This is a genomic window from Halomonas sp. LBP4, assembly GCF_003202205.1.
GTDB lineage: Bacteria > Pseudomonadota > Gammaproteobacteria > Pseudomonadales > Halomonadaceae > Halomonas > Halomonas flagellata.
Genome location: NZ_PDOG01000001.1, coordinates 156,507 through 173,830 on the forward strand (window position 1 = coordinate 156,507; position 17,324 = coordinate 173,830).

17 protein-coding genes and 3 pseudogenes are annotated in these 17,324 nt (G+C 62.9%); 6 read left to right on the plus strand and 14 right to left on the minus strand.

Translation table 11 applies throughout. From position 1 onward, the window contains the following. The 4 genes from CR157_RS23265 to CR157_RS00770 all read right to left on the minus strand — a co-directional run. Positions 1-151: RES family NAD+ phosphorylase (locus tag CR157_RS23265; protein ID WP_219999893.1), on the minus strand; the 151-nt coding region annotated here is incomplete at its 3' end. Continuing rightward, a complete protein-coding gene (parS, locus tag CR157_RS00760; protein WP_110281645.1) occupies positions 151-621 on the minus strand; it encodes a type II RES/Xre toxin-antitoxin system antitoxin in 471 nt (156 codons plus the stop codon). The genes CR157_RS23265 and parS, both read right to left, overlap by 1 nt. A 230-nt stretch (positions 622-851) precedes the next feature. Continuing rightward, positions 852-1,070, minus strand: a complete 219-nt coding sequence (locus tag CR157_RS00765; RefSeq protein ID WP_110281646.1) for a hypothetical protein — start codon at positions 1,068-1,070, stop codon at positions 852-854. A 202-nt stretch (positions 1,071-1,272) separates the two neighbouring features. Next, complete coding sequence (locus CR157_RS00770; protein WP_110281647.1) at positions 1,273-1,554, minus strand: hypothetical protein; 282 nt, start codon at positions 1,552-1,554, stop codon at positions 1,273-1,275. A gap of 952 nt (positions 1,555-2,506) precedes the next feature. On the opposite strand from CR157_RS00770, the gene CR157_RS00775 reads away from it, so the two are divergent. The 5 genes and pseudogenes from CR157_RS00775 (at position 2,507) to CR157_RS00790 (ending at position 6,942) form a co-directional block, all read left to right on the plus strand. Then, on the plus strand, positions 2,507-3,043 hold the full coding sequence (locus CR157_RS00775; protein ID WP_181421928.1) for a hemerythrin domain-containing protein: 537 nt from the start codon (positions 2,507-2,509) through the stop codon (positions 3,041-3,043). Between the two features lie 208 nt (positions 3,044-3,251). After that, positions 3,252-4,115 (plus strand): annotated as a pseudogene (locus tag CR157_RS00780) (IS1595 family transposase). 603 nt (positions 4,116-4,718) lie between these two features. Beyond that, on the plus strand, positions 4,719-5,687 hold the full coding sequence (locus tag CR157_RS00785; RefSeq protein ID WP_306766763.1) for a patatin-like phospholipase family protein: 969 nt from the start codon (positions 4,719-4,721) through the stop codon (positions 5,685-5,687). A gap of 635 nt (positions 5,688-6,322) precedes the next feature. Then, positions 6,323-6,463 carry a hypothetical protein gene (locus CR157_RS22455; protein ID WP_181421929.1) on the plus strand — a complete coding sequence of 47 codons (141 nt, stop codon included), beginning with the start codon at positions 6,323-6,325 and terminating at the stop codon, positions 6,461-6,463. Between the two features lie 98 nt (positions 6,464-6,561). Further along, entirely contained in the window at positions 6,562-6,942 is a 381-nt protein-coding gene (locus CR157_RS00790) for an acyl-CoA thioesterase (protein ID WP_110281648.1), read from the plus strand. A 228-nt stretch (positions 6,943-7,170) separates the two neighbouring features. Here CR157_RS00790 and CR157_RS23270 read toward each other — a convergent pair. The 10 genes and pseudogenes from CR157_RS23270 to CR157_RS00835 form a co-directional block, all read right to left on the minus strand. Beyond that, positions 7,171-7,260: pseudogene (locus tag CR157_RS23270) on the minus strand (IS1595 family transposase); the annotation flags it as partial. 392 nt (positions 7,261-7,652) lie between these two features. Further along, positions 7,653-7,772, minus strand: a pseudogene (locus CR157_RS00795) (IS5/IS1182 family transposase); the annotation flags it as partial. A 146-nt stretch (positions 7,773-7,918) separates the two neighbouring features. Beyond that, positions 7,919-8,788: a class I SAM-dependent methyltransferase gene (locus CR157_RS00800; protein WP_219999862.1), complete on the minus strand. Its 870-nt coding sequence runs from the start codon at positions 8,786-8,788 to the stop codon at positions 7,919-7,921. A 245-nt stretch (positions 8,789-9,033) separates the two neighbouring features. Then, complete coding sequence (locus CR157_RS00805; RefSeq protein ID WP_110281650.1) at positions 9,034-9,750, minus strand: lipoate--protein ligase family protein; 717 nt, start codon at positions 9,748-9,750, stop codon at positions 9,034-9,036. Further along, a complete protein-coding gene (locus CR157_RS00810; protein ID WP_110281651.1) occupies positions 9,719-10,549 on the minus strand; it encodes a 2-oxo acid dehydrogenase subunit E2 in 831 nt (276 codons plus the stop codon). The genes CR157_RS00805 and CR157_RS00810 overlap by 32 nt, the downstream gene beginning before the upstream one ends. Before the next feature lie 11 nt (positions 10,550-10,560). Next, positions 10,561-10,797 (minus strand): biotin/lipoyl-containing protein, encoded by a 237-nt coding sequence (locus CR157_RS00815; RefSeq protein WP_110281652.1) that lies wholly within the window; start codon positions 10,795-10,797, stop codon positions 10,561-10,563. Between the two features lie 12 nt (positions 10,798-10,809). Beyond that, a complete protein-coding gene (locus CR157_RS00820; protein WP_110281653.1) occupies positions 10,810-11,841 on the minus strand; it encodes an alpha-ketoacid dehydrogenase subunit beta in 1,032 nt (343 codons plus the stop codon). 16 nt (positions 11,842-11,857) lie between these two features. Next, complete coding sequence (locus CR157_RS00825) at positions 11,858-12,838, minus strand: thiamine pyrophosphate-dependent dehydrogenase E1 component subunit alpha (RefSeq protein WP_110281654.1); 981 nt, start codon at positions 12,836-12,838, stop codon at positions 11,858-11,860. 13 nt (positions 12,839-12,851) lie between these two features. Further along, on the minus strand, positions 12,852-14,432 hold the full coding sequence (locus CR157_RS00830) for a GMC family oxidoreductase (RefSeq protein ID WP_110281655.1): 1,581 nt from the start codon (positions 14,430-14,432) through the stop codon (positions 12,852-12,854). A gap of 67 nt (positions 14,433-14,499) precedes the next feature. Further along, a complete protein-coding gene (locus tag CR157_RS00835; protein ID WP_110281656.1) occupies positions 14,500-15,009 on the minus strand; it encodes a gluconate 2-dehydrogenase subunit 3 family protein in 510 nt (169 codons plus the stop codon). A 315-nt stretch (positions 15,010-15,324) separates the two neighbouring features. On the opposite strand from CR157_RS00835, the gene CR157_RS00840 reads away from it, so the two are divergent. Next, positions 15,325-17,322 carry a sigma-54-dependent Fis family transcriptional regulator gene (locus CR157_RS00840; protein ID WP_110281657.1) on the plus strand — a complete coding sequence of 666 codons (1,998 nt, stop codon included), beginning with the start codon at positions 15,325-15,327 and terminating at the stop codon, positions 17,320-17,322. Positions 17,323-17,324: the final 2 nt, after the last annotated feature.

Below are 17,324 nucleotides of genomic sequence, written 5' to 3' on the forward strand. Positions count from 1 at the left end.
GGTCGAGCGAACCATAGACTGCCGCCCGACCCTTCGAATTCCAGCGCCCACCGCCCAGCTCGGCGCCGATACCGCTGTCCCAGGTCTCAAGGTGGCGCTTCCGCTCCAGGCGCCACAGGAAGATATCGCCGTTCCCTGGCCGCTCAACCATCAGGTGTAAACCCCGTAATCCATGCGCGTCAGGAAGTCGTCGACGAGCTCATAGCCCACCTGAGTGGTGATCAGGTCGATCGGCTTACGCCCCTCCAGCCCCATGGCCGGCGTGTTCATCCAGCGCTGGGCTTCCTTGGGATCGCCGAGGACGTCTTCCGCCTTGGTGAGGATCTCGGCAAACCGCCAGGTGCGACTGCTCTGCTCCGCGGTGAGTGGTTCCGGCTTCTTGACGCGACGATACAGCGTCCGCTCGGACATGCCGATCACCTTGGCCACGATAATCTTGTCATGGAACAGCTCGACCGACTCGACGAAGTGGATGATGTCTTGCGACGGCAGCCCCTTCTCGATCATCTCGTGGATCTCGAAGGCGGATCGCGCCTTGATGGCCCGGTTGCCCATCAAGCGCTTCAGGGTGCGTGTCAGGAGATTGGGCTCCTGATCGGCGTGATTCTCGGCGACGGTCATGGCGTTGCCCTCCCATCGTTGCCATTTGGCACCAGAATAGCGCCAAATGGCAGGCGAGTCGAGAGCGTGGTGTAGCTAGCCGTAGTATTCGGGTTTGAACTCGGGTTCGTGCAGCAGTTCGAGCCAGCGCTTGCACTGGTCCGGCTGTTCGAAGAACAGCTTCACAAGCCCTGGCGTCCAAAGATCGCCTCGCGCTGGATCGGCATCGGTAATGGCATCGCAAACCAGCTTCAGTGCATCGTGCAGCTGAGTTCCCCGGTCAGGCGCCAGCGCAGGTTGTTGGTCATGGTGACCACGGCAGCCAGGGTGTAGCTGACGCCGTCGTTGACGATGATGCGGTCACCCCGGCGGGTGAGGCGCTGGGCCTGGCCATTGGCCTTGGCGTACAGGGTGCGGTAGTCACGGATGATGCGGTCGGCTCGGGGCTCGGGGATGCGGCAGATCGACATGTGGGCTCCTTGGGTGGGCAGGCGCCTGGCGCCAGCGGTGGGGTCTGGGGCAAAGCGTAAGGCTCCCCTCCCCCCGACGGGCGGTAGGGAAGTCCCCTTGAGGGGCACGAAGGAGAAAAACGCTGCGCGAAAGAAAGCGCCCTGCGGATGACAGGGCGGGGTGACGAATTGGCCAGGGCAATGACCCGGGCGACGCCTATGGCTACGAGGCGCCGCAGCCTTCGCTACGGAAGGCGCCCGCCGGCAATACCCAGGGGGTGCCGGGCGCGGCGAACACCGGGAGGGTGTAGTCGGGCCGGGTGGCCTGCTCGAGGGCGGCGAGGTCCTCGATCTCGAAGGGGCGTGCACGGCGGGCTCGTTCGAGCACGGTGAGCTTGTCGCGGCCGATGGTGGTGCCGAACTGCTGTTCGTAGTCGGCGATGCGCTGGGCCCGCTCGGGGAAGTAGTGGGCGATGGTGGCCCAGATCGTGTCGCTGTTGAACACACACGCCAGCCAGCAACCCCGAATGACATACCTTTTGACATTCTAATGAGCCACTGATGACGCCCTCTCGCAGTATAAGGAGCATGTCAAAAGACATCGGCCGAATTTGGAGAGAAACTTGACAAAAAATGTCAAATAATTTCATTTAGTAAATCCGAACGAGAGTCAGACAACAGCCAGAAGCGTTCATTCAGCAAAGCCTAATTAACGCAATGAGCCGCGCAGGTGCGAATACCTGCGTCGGACTCGATGCTCTTGTTAAATTTAATCACTTTTTTGAAACTTTCCTATGTCCATTGCGAGATTCTCATTAATGACATTTTGCGCTTTTTGGTCCATTTCCTCTAACATCAACCTATAGCCGACGGCTTCGCCGCGGCTGAGCTTCGCGTTAGGGAAACGATGCGCTGTGATGATGCAACAAAAGGCGTAAAAGAGCTCGAGTGGTGCACTGCAGCCATTGCATTGCAGCATGAAAAGTGGTCTTGCCAAGGGAGGATGCATTCAACATTCTGATATTATTAATTGTTTTATATTATGGCATGGCTTTCGAATAGAAGTTGTCAAGCAGGCCAGGCACGAATGAGAACGCAAGCCATAGCAAGGAAAGCGCAGGAAAAAAGAAAAAGGCCAGATTGGAACAGGTCCGAGAAGAAGCGGCCAGGACAACGAGGGAAGCCAACGAAAACCAGAGAAATCAGAAAAGAACGAGAAGGACACCGAAACCGACTATTGATGTCGCCTGACAGCATGCGATAAACCAAGTGAGCTGGCGTGCTCCACCTGGCCCCCTTCGGGGACTTTTTTTAATGCTCGAGTACTGCACCGAGGGGATGGGCAATCCCAACAGCGCCATGATTCGGCCATGCCTGCTTGCTGGACTCCCCGCTTCCACGGGTTCGAAACCCGTCACCGGTGTTTGCGCTCGCGTGTCAGCACAGAAGGTAGCGCCATGCCCATCCTTAATCAACTTCGCCGGGATCACGCCAACATGACGCGATTGCTGGGGGTCCTGCAGCACAGGCAGCGGGCGCTTGCCGGGGGCGAACGTCCCGACTTCCGGCTCATGCGCGAAGTGGTCGACTATATTCTCGATTACATGCAGGGCTTCACTGTGCCCCTGGAGCGGATCTGCTGCGATCAGCTGCTGGCCCAGGTGCCCGAAGGGCAGGAGCTGAGCGAGCGGCTAGCCAGCGATTATCGCGCCCTGCATGAACGTCTGTTGCGCCTGTCCCACGATCTCGACACCATCCTGAAGGATTCGGTGGTGCCCATGGAGCGCTTCGCCGATGACCTGCAGGCCTATCTGGATGCCCATCGCACCTACTTGTGTGATGAGCGTGACCGACTCTTTCCTCTGCTGGGCCCGCATCTTGAAGCGGCCGACCTCGAGCACCTGGCCGAGATGTTGCCGGAGGGGATTACCACCCGGCTCGTGTCGCTGCAGGAAACTTATCCGCAGCTCTATGCGGAATTGCGTTATCCCTGAGCGTGCTCTCGCCACCGTGACAGCGATGTTGAGAAGCCTGGGAAGCACGCTCCGCCGGCGAATACCAGCCGGTCGGCAATCACCTTGAGGGCCCGAGCAGGTCATTGACGAGCTTGGGTATTTGCCGACCTGATTACTCATGTTGATCCGCCATTAAACTAGCCTGTTCCTATACTGGAATCATATGGAAGGTCAAGGAGTTAACGTCATGGCGCGCATTCCTATCCTGTTCCAGCCCGGTCTGTCATTGCCGGCGTTTCTCGAGCAGTACGGCACGGAAGCGCAGTGTCAGGCGGCCCTCTGCCAGTGCCATCGCTGCCATCATCAGACCTAGCTCACCGCCGGTACCATCTTCCATGCCACGCACCTGCTGATGACCACCTGGTTCCTGGCCATCTACCTGCTGACCCAGCGCAAGAACGGTCTTTCGGGGCTGCAGCTGTCCCGCGAGCTCGGGGTCAGCTACAACACCGCCTGGAAACTCAAGCACAAGATCCTGCAGGTCATGCTCGAGCGCAACCAGGGAGAGACACTGAGCGGGTGCATCGAGATCGATGATGCCTACCTGGGCGGCGAATGGTCGGGAAAGCCCGGTCGCGGCGCCGAGCACAAGTTCCTGTTCGTCGCCGCGGTGCAGACCGATGAGGAGGGCCATCCCCAGCGCGTTCAGTTGCGTCGCGTGAGCGGCTTCACTCGCACCGAGATACACCGCTATGCCCAGTTGGCCATCACCCCCGGTAGTCAGGTGGTCAGCGATGGCCTGGGGTGTTTCCGGGCCTTCGAGTCTCCGGCCTACACCCATGAGCGCATCATCACCGGCAGTGGCCGGGCCAGCGCACAGATCCCCGCGTTCGACTGGGTCAACACCGTAGTGGGCAACGTCAAGAACGCCATCACCGGCACCTATCATGCGATCCGTGGCCACCATGCCCCGCCCTACCTGGTCAAGTTCGACTACCGCTTCAATCGGCGCCATGAACTCAAAGCCATGATGCCGCGCTTGCTGACAGTGGCGGCCAGAACACCGCCGATGCCGTATCGGTTCCTGAAGCTGGCTGAGCCATATGCGTAATCAGTAAGGATTTTTATTGCACCGCAGCAATCATTGAACTATCTTAATCATGCAACTCTCTTAAAGAGTCATCGTCATGACAATCACGAAGCTGAAGTCCTCTTCCTTTGATGACGAAGTCCTGGAGTTTTGGGCCAGAGAGGCGCGGATACAGCTGTCTGCCATGGGCGCAATAGCTTCCTGCATTGACTGAATCGTCCGGCTGCAAGAAAGCCTCATTAAGCTGCTGATATACACGGCTTCTGATGCAGCATGATCAATACTGTCTGGCAAGATTGAGGTGTTGATAGTATGAAATATCGGACTCGTAAAATGGTGGCTGCCAAGGATTTGAACTCAAATTACAAACTGTTGGTTGGCTGCGTTATGGCTTTGGATCGATATGGTTATGAGCTGACGTAATAGCTGACAAAGATGCGTAATCAGGAAGCATTATGAAATCCATCTTGCCCTAGGGAGCCGCGCCAACAACCTGAATTTAAGCAATAAATGCAGGCGGCCCATCCACCACCCAATAGGACCGGTCACATGGCACATAAACCCAAATCCATTAACCTCGCCCTTCAGGGTGGAGGTGCGCATGGCGCCTTCACCTAGGGAGTTCTGGATCGGATTCTCAAGGACGGGCGGTTGCACATCGCCGGGGTCTCGGGCACCTCGGCGGGGGCGATGAACGCGGTGGCGATGGCCGATGGTTTCGCCCGCGATGGTTCCGAGGGCGCGCGCGTGGCCCTCGAACACTTTTGGCGATGCGTGAGCGACGGCGCGAAGAACAGCCCGCTGAAGCGCACGCCCTACGATGTTCTGACGGGCAACTGGGGGCTGGAGAACAACCCGATGTATCACGCTATGGACGCGCTCTCCCGTGTGGCTTCGCCCTACCAGTTTAATCCTACCAATATCAATCCGTTGTGCGATCTGGTGGAGAAGATCATCGATTTCGACATGGTGCGTAGGTGCAATGCCTTCAAGCTCTTCATCTCTGCCACCAATGTGGAGAGCGGCAATGTTAAGGTCTTCCCTCGCGAGGAGTTGACGGTGGACGTGTTGATGGCCTCGGCCTGTATACCGTATCTCTATCAGGCAGTAGAGATCGACGGCGTCCCCTATTGGGATGGTGGCTACGTGGGTAATCCGTCGCTGTTTCCCTTTCACGGTAAGACCGGTACAGACGACATCGTGGTGATCCAGATCAATCCGATCGAGCGCAAGGGCGAACCGAAGAATCCCCAGGAGATACAGAACCGGATGAACGAGATCAGTTTCAACAACAGCCTGATCAAGGAACTGCGCGGGATCGACTTCGTTGACCGGCTGATTCGCCAGGGCAAGCTCTCGACCGATGAATATCGTCAGGTGCGGGTGCACGTCGTGGAAAACCAGGCGGAGCTGAAACCGCTGGGCGCTTCATCGAAGATGAATGTCGAATGGGAGTTTCTCATCAAGCTGCGCGATCTCGGCCGTGACACCGTCACACGCTGGCTTGACGAAAACTTTGCAGCCATCGGCGAGCGTTCGAGTGTCGATCTTCGTCAGATGTTCCAGGGCATCGGCGCCCAACACCAGGGTTAGGGATGACAGGAACCTTGAGCATGAGGCTAACTGGCCTGCCCCTGGTCAATTGGCCCCACACCCTGACCACCGAGCCCCCGCCACGACGAGAGCCCCCATTGCTGGCCGCCCTGCCGAGGGGGCCGCGCCACGCAAGCGTCGCGTCGACAAGCCGCCCGCCCGGTCCTTCGCTGATCTGCTGGAGAAGCTGAACACCCGCGCCGATTCGTGACTGTCAGGGCCAAGTATCGGTCTCTGTCGGGAGAGGAGTGGGCTAAAAAAATCGCGCTGGCATCTGCACCAAGCTCTCATGATGATCTTGCATAGCAGATGGCGTATTTGTGACTTATTTGTGACACAGTAGTACTAACCAAAGCGAAGTGAAATGCCCTGACAACGGACCATGTTCTCCAAGCATGTCAATGCATTATCAAGTTATTTCCATCAGGCCTAGCTCATCCGACCTTCTTTAGAGATTCTTATATATCCTTCTGATTATCCAGCCATTTCAATGGCAATAACGCCGCTTACACCTGTTAATTTACCATGCATCATGAGATGTTTCATTAGCACAAGTCAGAAGATAAAATTTTATGTTGCACCGCACCAATCATTGGGCTAACGTAATCATTAGGCCCTCCCCAAGAGGAATATTCATGACAACCAAGAAACTGCAATCTACTTCATTCGAAAAACTTATGTTCACGTCATTTGATGACGAAGTCCTGGAGTTATGGACTGAACGGACGCGGATTCAACTGTCTTTTATGGGCGAAATAGCTGCCTATCTTGACTGAGTAGCCCGGCTGCCTGAAAGAATCGTTTATCTACTGATACACACGACTTCTTATGCACTAAGAAAAAGATTTTCTGGCAATAGGGAGGTGTTGATACCATGAAATATCGGACTCGAAAAATGGTGGCTGCCAAGGACTTGAATTCAAATGGCCAACTGTTTGGTGGCCGTGTTCTGTCCTGGATCGATGAAGAAGCATTCATCTTCGTGGTCTGCCAGCTCGACACAGCGTCGGTGGTCACTGCCAGCATTTCCGAAGTCTACTTTGTTGCCAGCGCACGTCGCGGTGACTTGGTAGAGATCGGTACCGAGGTGGTCGAAATCGGCCGGTCGTCGATCACGGTCCGCTGCGAGGTTCGCAACCGAGAGACACAGCAAACCATCACCAAAGTGGAGCGAATCGTTTTCGTTCATGTGGATGAGAATTGCAAACCGGTACCCCATGGCATAGCCAAGCCATGTCGACTCGAAGCCGGCTAAGACAAGGGGTGAACTGGTGGGTCATGTCGATTCCTTGACTTTGTAGAAGCGGAATACTCGATCGATAATCCGCAAGTCATAGTCGAAGCGTTCTTCCATGTCAATATCCCTTGACCCTCTCACTGCGAACAGGCTATGCCGTCCGGCCGATACATCTTGTCGCACTCTGCTCGAGCTGTGCCTGGTGGAGTGACCGAGAAGAAGCAGAACCCCGGCATGGCCATCTCGGTAGATGGCCAGAAACCAAGTGGTGAGCGGCAGATGGGAGGCATGGAAGATGGTGCCGGCGGTGAGCGAGGTCTGATGATGGTAATGATGGACCTGCTGCCCCGAGTTCGACAGCTTTCAACATAAGTAATTGATTTTATTGTTTCAGCGACTTTTGTAGTGACACGTTTTGCCTTCGGACTCTTTGCCATTTTTTGGCCAGCGTGGCAGTATCGTGCTGGCGCATAGCTACTGAAAGGAGGGCTGATTTTTTACCATGAAATCAAATATCTACGCTGATTGCCAGCTGTTGTAGTGCCAATTATGGAAGCGTGCTTTCACTATAATCAGTGGGTTACTCTTCTAAGGGAATCGCTGATCAAACCATCTCTGAGCAGCAAAGCGCTCAGGGCGGCACATTTACCGCGTCAGCGGTCACTTTCTGACTACTGTTGGTGGCCTTTTTACCCTGGCAGCCGGTTTATCCGGCTGCCAAGTCAGATTCAAGAAACACTGGCCCCGTCAGCATGGCCTTGGCATCGGCCAGCCAGCACCAGATTGCCGAGGGCGAACAGGGTGAACAGCTGCGCCTGATTCTTGGCCAGCCCCTTGTAGCGAACCTTTTCCATTCTGTCGGTGAGATTTCCGGGCTAATTCCTTGATGTGCCGAACGTTTATGGATAGTAGCACGAGGGCAGTGCCCACCGCCTGACGCCGATCGTCGGCCCGGCGTGGCTCGGAGGCAAGCCACGCCGGACCGGGGGAGGCATCAGCCGGCCGGCTTGCGTGCCGTGATGGTCCAGGAGCTCGAGCCCATGACGATCTTTCCCGCCTGCTCATAGGGTGCCAGGGTGCTGCGCAGCGCCTCCTCGATCTGCGGACGCTGGCGCTCGGCTTCCTCGCCGGCCTCGCGGAACACCTCCCCCGCCGGCCCCAGGGCAAGCTGGAAGCGCATGGCGTTTTCCACCGAATCGCCGACCTCGACCGGGCCGTCGTTGCGCTCGAAGTGGATCTCCTCGAAACCGGCGATCTCGAGCTGCTGGGTGACCACGTCCGGGTTGGCCATGGAGAACGGCCCGGGGCCGCAGGTGCGGGCATCCTCTCCGGGCGGCGGCAGGAAATCCAGCACCACCTGCTTGGGTAGGCCCAGCCAGGGGTTGTCCTCGATGTCGCGCCAGACGATGAACATCAGCTCGCCACCGGGGCGCAGCGCCTTGTGGATGTTGCGCATGGCGACGACCGGGTGCTCGAAGAACATCATGCCGAACCGCGAGAAGCACAGGTCGTACTCCGGCTCGAAGGGGTAATGCTCGACGTCGGCGGCCACGAAGCGAACGTTGGCCAGGCCGGCCTCGTCGGCGCGCCGGCGGGCGTCTTCCAGGAACTGCTCGACGCAGTCCATGCCCAGCACCTGGCCCTCGGGGCCGGTCTTGCGCGCCAGCGCGATGGCGGTATCGCCCCAGCCGCAACCCACGTCGAGGATCCGCGCGCCCGGCGCCACCTCGAGTCTCCCGAGCGGGACCTGGCTGTGGTAGCTCAGGCCATTCATCAGGATTTCCTGAAAGCGATCGAACTTCTCGGCCAGGGTGTCGTTCCAGAACTCCACGTATTCACTGGTTTGCTGCGTTGTCTGAGTCATTGTCATGTCTCCGCGTGTGGCACCCACCAGGGAAGCGATGCCGGCAGGCTACCCGGGGGTCGAATGACCCGTCGCAATGATGATCGCCTTGGACCAGTCTAGTACTGGAAGCCGCCGTAGAGCGATCGATCGGCGGCTCGCCCACAATGGATGGCGCTACACGCGCCCCCAGGACAGCACTCTGAGCGTGTGAAGCGGTATTCGCCTGACGCCTCGGCGTCCATGGTCGCCGCAGGGAGGATCTATCATGATGCTTCCGCCAGCCGCTCCAGCAGCCCCGGCAGCGCCGAATCGAGGTCGAGGCCGGGCAGCGCCTGGGCAAGCGCGACATGGCTGGCGGCATGGAAGCGCTGCGGGTCGCCGATGGCGTCCTGGAAGGCGTTGACCACCTCGACCAGCGCCTCGGGGGTCTCCCCCACCTGCATGGCGCCGTGGGCCAGCATCGCCATGTCCTTGCAGCCGCGCACCCGGCGCCAGCGCTGGGCGGTGCCCACCAGCTTGCGCCCGGCGATGCGCACGTTGAAGCGGCCGTCGCAGTAGGCCCCGGGGGCCGAGCCGAGATCGGCATCCTGCACACCGAGCGAGGCGAGCCAGTCGCACCAGGGGTCGCCGAGCCGACGATAACCCCACTCCAGGTGCGCCGCGGAGCTGCCGACCCGGCAGCGCAGCGCCAGGGCCACATTGACCACCGCCGGGGATTGGGGCACCGGGGTCCCCCCGGTCGACCGGAACAGGATCGGCCAGCCCCGGTCCAGCAGGGCCCGGCGTGCCATGGGAAAGCCTTCGAGGCGCTCATGGCGCCGCGGCATCACCAACGCGTGATCGGTGGACGACCAGGCAATAAGCCCGAACCGTCTTTCGCCCTGGCAGATCGACTCCAGCAGCGCCTCGTCGAGCGCAAGGCCCCCTTCGACCGTAGGCCGCTGCAGGTCAAACTCCTCCAGGGGTGACAGGGCCGTCATGGCCAGCTCCTCTATGCATTGATTCGTTGGGCGGAGCCAGCTCGCCGTCGAACGCTTCGGGCGCCAGGGTCTCGATACGTTCACACAGGGCATCGAGGAACGCCGCCGCCGGGGCACCGTTGACGGCGCGGTGATCGAAGGTCAGCGACAGGCCGATGACATCGACCGCCCGCCAGCCATCCGATACTGGCACGGCCCGGGTCTCGACACCACCGATGCCGAGGATCGCCACCTGGGGGACGTTGAGGATCGGCGTGAAGTGATGCACCCGGGAGCGACCCAGGTTCGAGACCGTGAAGGTCGCGCCGGTGAGCACGCCGACGCTCAGCTTACCGGCCTGGGCCCTGGCCACCAGGGCACGGCGTGCCTCGGGCAGTTCGCCCAGGGTCAGTGTCTGGGCATCGAACAGCGCCGGGGCCACCAGCAGGTCGCCGGGCAGCGGGATCGCCAGTCCCAAGTGCACTGCACCATGCTCGGTGATGCGGTTCTCCTCCAGGGTGGCGTTCAATGCAGGGAAGTCAGCCAGGGTCTGCACCACCAGGCGCAGCAGCAGATCCTGCACCGAGGGTGCGGTCCGGCCGTGCGCCTTGCAGCGCTCCCGCAGCGCCTGCAGGGCATCGAGTCGCGCGCTGGCATGGAGGGTGAGCTGGGCCGCCGACTGCAGGCTCTGCAGCATCTTCGAGGCGATCATGCCGCGCATCCCGCGCAACGGCACCACTCTCGGAGGCGACGCCCCCGAGGCTGCGGGGCCCGCCCCCTCGGGGGCGGGCGGGGCAGTGTCATGGGTTTCCAGTTTCATGGTTAGTCTCCTCAAGCCTCGAGGCGGGCGATGGTCGTTCCCTTGGCCACCACGTCGTCCTCGGCCCTGGCGATGCTCAGCTTCCCCGAAACCGGCGCCTCGATCTCGTACTGGGCCTTTTCCACCATTACCTCGGCGACCAGGTCGCCCTGGGCGACCTCGGCGCCATCGTCCACCAGCCAGGCGGTGATCACGCCTTCGGTGTCGCCCTCCCAGAGGTCCTCGGGTACGGTGATCTCGGTCGTCATATGGGTCTCTCCTCAACTCTCGTTCAGCATCTGGTGAAAGGCGGCGACGATCTTGTCGGCACTGGGCAGGGCCCACTGCTCCATGGTCGGCGCGAAAGGAATCGGAATGTCCGGATAGGCCACCCGCTTGGGCGCGGCCTTGAGCCGGGTGGCGGCGTGCTCGGCCACGCTGGCGATGATCTCGCCGCTGACCCCGTAGCTGTGGTAGTCCTCGTCGACCACGATCAGCCGGCCGGTCCTGGCCACCGAGGCGCGCACGGTGTCGCGGTCCAGCGGCACCAGGCTGCGCAGGTCGACCACCTCGGCGGAGACCCCCTCCTCCTCCAGCGCCCTGGCGGCGCGCAGGCAGTGGTGCACGCCGGCACCGAGGCTGACCAGCGTCAGGTCATGGCCCTCGCGCGCCACCGCGGCCTTGCCGATCTCGACCGTGTAGCTCTCCTCGGGCACCGCCACGGTGGCCCCCTTCTCGGTGCCCAGCCAGCCCATGCCCTGCAGCGACTTGTGGTACATGAACACCACCGGGTTGTCATCGCGGATCGCTGCGGTCATCAGGCCCTTGGCGTCATGGGCATTGCTCGGCACCACCACCTTCATGCCCGGCAGGTGGGCGAAGGTGGCGTAGAGGCACTGGGAGTGCTGGCCGGCATCGGAGTAGCCGCCGCCGGTGGAGGTCATCAGCACCATCGGTACCTTGACCTTGCCGCCGGAAAAGTAGCTGTTCTTGGCCATCAGGTTGTAGATGGCGTCCATGCAGACGCCGAAGAAGTCGACGAACATCAGCTCGACGATGGGCCGCATGCCGTCGGAGGCGGCCCCCACGGCGGCACCGATAAAGGCGGTTTCGGAAATGGGCGTATCCCGGACGCGCTCCGCACCGAACTCGTCATACAGACCCCGGGTGTTGCCGAAGACCCCGCCCAGGGGGCCGATGTCCTCGCCCATCACGAAGACCCGGGGGTCGGCACGCATCTCCTGGGCGGTGGCCTCGGCCATGGCCCGGGCGATGGTCAGCTTGCGGCTGGCGCTCTTGGTAGTAGTCGTCATCACAGTTCTCCTGGCGTTAGATGAAGACGGTTTCCAGCGCCGCCTCGGGCGGCAAGAAGTCGCTCTGCTGGGCGAAACGGATGGCCGTCTCGACCCGCTCGTGGGCCTCGGCGACCAACTCGGCGTCGCCGGCCTCGTCGAACACGCCCGCGTCGAGCAGCGCCCGGCGATAGCGAGGGATCGGATCCGTGAGCCCCTCCTTCTCGCCCTTGGGCCGGTAGTCCTCGCCGTCGCCCATGAAGTGGCCGGCGAGACGCACGGTCTCGATCTCGATCAGGCTCGGTCCCGCCCCCTCCCGGGCCCGGGCGATGGCAGTGCCGGCGGCGGCGAAGACGCCCTCCACGTCGTTGTCGGCCACGTGGTGACCCGGCATGCCATAGGCGCTGGCGCGCTGGTCGTTGCGCGGCACCGCGGTGGAAGTCTGCTTGGCCACCGAGATGCCCCAGGCGTTGTCCTCGATCACGAAGACCACCGGCAGTTGCCACACCGCCGCCAGGTTCAGTGCCTCGTGGAAGGCGCCCTGGTTGGCGGCGCCTTCGCCCATAAAGGCCACGGCGACTCCAGGTTTTCCTTGCAGCTTCCTCGATAGCGCCGCGCCCACCGCCGGACCCAGGCCCTCGCCGATGATCCCCGAGCAGGAGAAGTTCACGGCCTCGTCGAAGAGGTGCATATGGCCGCCGCGACCGCCGGCGAGCCCGGTGGCCTTGCCGAAGATCTCGGCGACCATGGCGTCCAGGTCGACGCCCTTGGCGATGGCGATATGGTGGGGCCGGTGGGTGGCGGTGACGATGTCGCCGGCCTCGAGGTGCGCGCAGACGCCCACGGCGCAGGGCTCCTGGCCGTTGGAGAGGTGCATCTCGCCGGGGATCGGCCCCTTGGCCATGTTGAACACCGGGGTCTTGCCCTCCATGTAGAGCGCCTCGATGCGCTCCTCCAGGTAACGGCTCAGCACCATGTGGCGGTACATCCAGCGACGTTGGTCGGCTGTCGGTTGCATAGGGGTCCTCCTCTCAGAGTTCGCCACGCGACATGCGCTCGGCGATGTGATCGGCCTGGCGCAGGGCCAGGGCGACGATGGTCAGGGTCGGGTTCTCGGCGCCGCTGGTGGTGAACTGGCTACCGTCGGAGACGAAGAGGTTGTCGATGTCGTGGGTCTGGCCCCACTGGTTCACCACGCCGTCGGCGGGCCGGGCGCTCATGCGGTTGGTGCCCACGTTGTGGCTGGTGGGAAAGTCCGGCACGTCGAAGACGCGCACCGCGCCCACCGCCTCGTAGCACTTGGCGGCCTGCTGCTGGCCGTGGCGGCGCAGGCGCTCGTCGTTGGGATGGTCGCCCTTGTAGACGATCGGCACCGGCAGGCCGTACCGGTCCTTGCGGGAGTCATGCAGGGTGATGCCATTGCGCTCTACCGGCAGGTCCTCGCCGCAGATCCACACCCCGGAGAGGTGGTCGTACTTCTCGAGGATGCCGGCATAGTCGCGCCCCCAGCCGCCGTTGGCCGGGTCCATGAACTTGGCGAAGAAGGGAATGCCCAGCGACATCACCTCCAGGGTGTAGCCGCCGACAAAGCCGCGCGAGCGGTCGAGGCGCGCCTCGTCGGAAATGATCCCGGCGAAGGTGGTGCCGCGGTGCATGTTCACCGGTTTCGGCATCTCGGCGAACACGCAGGCGGTGGCGTGGGTCATGTAGTTGCGCCCCACCTGGCCGGAGGAGTTGGCGAGCCCCTCGGGGAACAGCGACGAATGAGAGTTGAGCAGCAGCCGCGGCGACTCGATGGAGTTGCCCGCCACGCAGACCGCGCGGGCCCGCTGGCGCTGCAGGTTGCCGTCGCCGTCGGCATAGACCACCGCCGTGACCCGCCCATCGGCGTCGTGCTCGATCGTGAGCGCCATGGCATGGGGTCGCACCTCGCAGTGCCCGGTGGCCTCGGCGCGGGGAATGTCGGTGTACATGGTCGACCACTTGGCGCCGAACCGGCAGCCCTGCATGCAGAAGCCGGCGTGCAGGCAGGGGGGCCGATCGTCATAGGACCGGGTGTTGATGGCCATGGGACCGGCGCGCAGCTTTTCGTAGCCGACTCGCCTGGCGCCCTCGGCCAGCACCTTGAAGTTGTTGTTCCAGTCGTGCAGCGGCATGCCGGTGGACTCGCCGGTCACCCCCATGTGGCGCTCGGCCTTCACGTAGTAGGGCTCGAGTTCCTCATAGGAGATCGGCCAATCCAGCAGGTTGGCGCCGGCGATGTCGCCAACCTTGCTGTGCAGGCGGAACTCGTGGGGCTGGAAACGCAGCGACACCCCGGCCCAGTGGATGGTGCTGCCGCCCACCCCCTTGACGATCCAGGCCGGCAGGTTGGGGAAGGTCTCGGTCAGTTGACGGGGGCCGGCGGTGATGCGCTCGTCGAGCCAGGAGAGCTTCTCGAACATGGCCCACTCGTCGTTCTCGATGTCATCCAGGGCGTGGCGCTTGCCGGCCTCCAGCACCACGCTCTTGATACCCTTGCGGGCCAGGGCGTTGGCCAGGGTGCCGCCGCCGGCCCCGGAGCCGATGATCACCACCACCCCATCATCGTCATGGGTGAATCGGGTACTCATGGCGTGTCTCCTCTCGTTCACTCGTTGTCGGTTGTTATTGGTCGGGGGTGCTGGACTCAGGGGCCCATCACAGCCAGTCGATCACCAGGTCGTTGAAGCCACGGTTGATATAGCCGCCCTGCTCCCAGGAGGAGCCCTGGTAACCGAAGTGCGTCTCCCACAGCTCCGAGTTGTTGTAGAGGCCCACCACCAGGGTGTTGCGTACGGTCTGGAAGAAGTCGCCGTCCTGGATCTCGCGCAGCAGCGCCTCGCGCTCGGCGGGATCCTCGATCCCGGCGTAGTCGTGGCCATGGGCGTCCCGGGCGCGACTATCCAGGTCGTCGAGGCCGGCGGCGATCATGTGGCGTTGCTCTTCGAGCAGCGGGGTGAGCGGCTCCAGGTAGTAGCGATCCTCGATCGCCTCGTGGGGATAGATGTCGCGCCCCAGGCGCAACAGGCGGTTGGCCAGCTCGGGCTCGGCCAGTGCCCAGCGCGGCCACAGGCCGGTGGCGCCCAGCGCCAGGCTGCCGGCGGTCAGGGCGCCGGTGAGGGTGAGGAAGCGGCGACGGCTGAGCATCGTCCGGGAAGCTTCGGTCATGGCGTGACTCCTCGATCTCTTTGTTCTTCGTCGAGGGCCGCTCGCCGGGGCGGCGGCCACACCCCTACCGGGCAGCATTCATGCCAGGCATGCCGCACTGTGCAGTAAAACCTTGAATGAAAAGGGGGAATATCAGGCGGGACGGGGCCGGTCCGGGAGCCGGCTTTACACCGTCGTGACAACCGCGGGCGAACACCGCGTGACACCGGCGTTACACCTGTAACAGGGGCGACGAAGGTCGTATCTCGGGGCGAGACCCCAGCCCTTACCTTGAAGAAAAGACAACGACAAGACCGCGACCGGCAGAGGCACGCCATGCCCCCCACCCTGAGCCAACGCCAGCATATCGACACCATCCTCCAGGCCCTGGCCAGCCCTAGCGCCGAGGGAGAGGCGGCGATGATCGAGCGCTCCTGGCGGCGCTGCATCGACCGCTACGGCCTCGACCCGGCGCGCCCGACCCCCGCGCGCTACGTGCCCGGGGCCACCCTGCGCGAGCACCAGGACCAGGCCGATGCACTGCTCCAGGTGGCCCGGGCCGGGGTCGAGCAGCTCTACCGCCAGGTCGCCTCGCTGGGCTATGTGGTGCTGCTAACCGACGCCCGGGGCATCGCCGTGCAGTTCCTTGGCGCCAAGTGCGACCAGCGCGAGCACCAGCGCACCGGCCTCTACCTGGGCGCCGACTGGAGCGAATCCCGTGCCGGCACCTGCGCGGTGGGCACCTGCATCCACGAGCGCAGCGCCCTCACCTGCCACCACAGCGACCACTTCAGCGCCCACCATATCCAGCTGACCTGTACCGCGGCGCCGGTCTTCGACCCCCACGGCCAGCTGCTGGCGGTGCTCGACATCTCCGCCTACCACTCGCCGGAGTCCAAGCACTCCCAGACCTTCGCCCTGCAACTGGTCAAGTACACCGCCAAGATGATCGAGGATGCCTACTTCCTGCAGCGCTACGCTGACCATCCCATCGTCTGCCTGGACCGCTCGCGGGAGTTCGTGCAGATCAACCGCCGCTACCTGCTGGCCATGGAGCCGGACGGCAGCCTGGTGGCGGCCAACACCGCCGGGCGCAAGCTGCTGCGCCACCACGAGCTCCCGCTGCCGGAGGCCGGCGAGGCACGCCCCTTCCGGGCCTGGCACATCCAGGACCTGCTCGACGCCGAGGTCGACGAGGTGCTGGCCATTCCCCAGCACAGCGACGACCGGGTGCGCGCCTTCCGCACCCACCGCCATCGCGAACTCCACTTCGCCACCCTGATCGAGCCACCTCGGCGGGCCAACGCAGCGCCCGGCACCGGCGCGCGGCGCGACTCGAGCCTGGCACCCCTGGAGGCCCTGGCCGACGACGACCCGGCGATGCGCGACACCCTCACCCGGGCCGCGCGACTGCGCAACGAGCCGATCAACATCCTGGTGATCGGCGAGACCGGTACCGGCAAGGAACGCATGGCCCGCGCGCTGCACGAGTCGAGCCGACGCCGCGACAAGCCCTTCGTGGCCATCAACTGCGCGGCGATGCCCGAATCGCTGATCGAGAGCGAGCTGTTCGGCCATGAGCCGGGGAGTTTCACCGGCGCCCGCAGCAAGGGCATGAAGGGGCTGATCGCCCAGGCCGACGGCGGCACCCTCTTCCTCGACGAGATCGGCGATATGCCGCTGCAGCTGCAGACCCGGCTGCTGCGGGTACTCGCCGAGCAGGAGGTGCTGCCGATCGGCGCCAGCCGCCCCATCAAGGTCGACCTGCGGGTGGTGGCCGCCACCCACCGCGACCTGCGTGGGCTGATCGGTGAGGGGCGTTTTCGCGAGGACCTGTTCTACCGCCTCAACGGCGCCAGCCTGCGCCTGCCGCCGCTGCGCGAGCGGGCCGACAAGGGTTACCTTATCCGCCGCATCTTCGACGAGCTCAACCAGCAGCGCGACGCCCGGGTGCGCCTGCGCGGCGATGCCATGAGCGCCCTGCTCGCCTACCCCTGGCCCGGCAACATCCGCGAACTGCACAACGCCCTGCACTACGCCCTGGCCACCTGCGAGGGCGACGAGATCGTGGTGAACGACCTGCCCGAGGAGTGCACCCACGGCCAGCTGGCCCACCCCGGTGCCAGCCCCGGCCTGGCTGCCCAGGACACGACCGGCATGACGTCCGCGGCGGCTCGCCGAGGCCCCGAGCAGGATCTGCTCCATCGCTCGCTGTGTCGTCACCAGTGGAACATCAGTGCCGTGGCCCGCGAACTCGGGCTGTCGCGACCCACCATCTACCGGCGCATGAAGCGCATGGGCATCGTGCCGCCCAACCAGCAGCCACCGCAATGAGA

What these genes read in the sequence shown, in the direction of transcription:
- CR157_RS00810 (WP_110281651.1), bottom strand. Translation starts at nt 10,549, where the DNA reads ATGAAACTGGAAACCCATGACACTGCCCCGCCCGCCCCCGAGGGGGCG.
- CR157_RS00790 (WP_110281648.1), top strand. Translation starts at nt 6,562, where the DNA reads ATGAAATATCGGACTCGAAAAATGGTGGCTGCCAAGGACTTGAATTCA.
- CR157_RS00835 (WP_110281656.1), bottom strand. Translation starts at nt 15,009, where the DNA reads ATGACCGAAGCTTCCCGGACGATGCTCAGCCGTCGCCGCTTCCTCACC.
- CR157_RS00840 (WP_110281657.1), top strand. Translation starts at nt 15,325, where the DNA reads ATGCCCCCCACCCTGAGCCAACGCCAGCATATCGACACCATCCTCCAG.
- CR157_RS00820 (WP_110281653.1), bottom strand. Translation starts at nt 11,841, where the DNA reads ATGACGACTACTACCAAGAGCGCCAGCCGCAAGCTGACCATCGCCCGG.
- CR157_RS00800 (WP_219999862.1), bottom strand. Translation starts at nt 8,788, where the DNA reads ATGACTCAGACAACGCAGCAAACCAGTGAATACGTGGAGTTCTGGAAC.
- parS (WP_110281645.1), bottom strand. Translation starts at nt 621, where the DNA reads ATGACCGTCGCCGAGAATCACGCCGATCAGGAGCCCAATCTCCTGACA.
- CR157_RS00805 (WP_110281650.1), bottom strand. Translation starts at nt 9,750, where the DNA reads ATGACGGCCCTGTCACCCCTGGAGGAGTTTGACCTGCAGCGGCCTACG.
- CR157_RS00815 (WP_110281652.1), bottom strand. Translation starts at nt 10,797, where the DNA reads ATGACGACCGAGATCACCGTACCCGAGGACCTCTGGGAGGGCGACACC.
- CR157_RS00825 (WP_110281654.1), bottom strand. Translation starts at nt 12,838, where the DNA reads ATGCAACCGACAGCCGACCAACGTCGCTGGATGTACCGCCACATGGTG.
- CR157_RS00830 (WP_110281655.1), bottom strand. Translation starts at nt 14,432, where the DNA reads ATGAGTACCCGATTCACCCATGACGATGATGGGGTGGTGGTGATCATC.
- CR157_RS00775 (WP_181421928.1), top strand. Translation starts at nt 2,507, where the DNA reads ATGCCCATCCTTAATCAACTTCGCCGGGATCACGCCAACATGACGCGA.
- CR157_RS00765 (WP_110281646.1), bottom strand. Translation starts at nt 1,070, where the DNA reads ATGTCGATCTGCCGCATCCCCGAGCCCCGAGCCGACCGCATCATCCGT.
- CR157_RS22455 (WP_181421929.1), top strand. Translation starts at nt 6,323, where the DNA reads ATGACAACCAAGAAACTGCAATCTACTTCATTCGAAAAACTTATGTTC.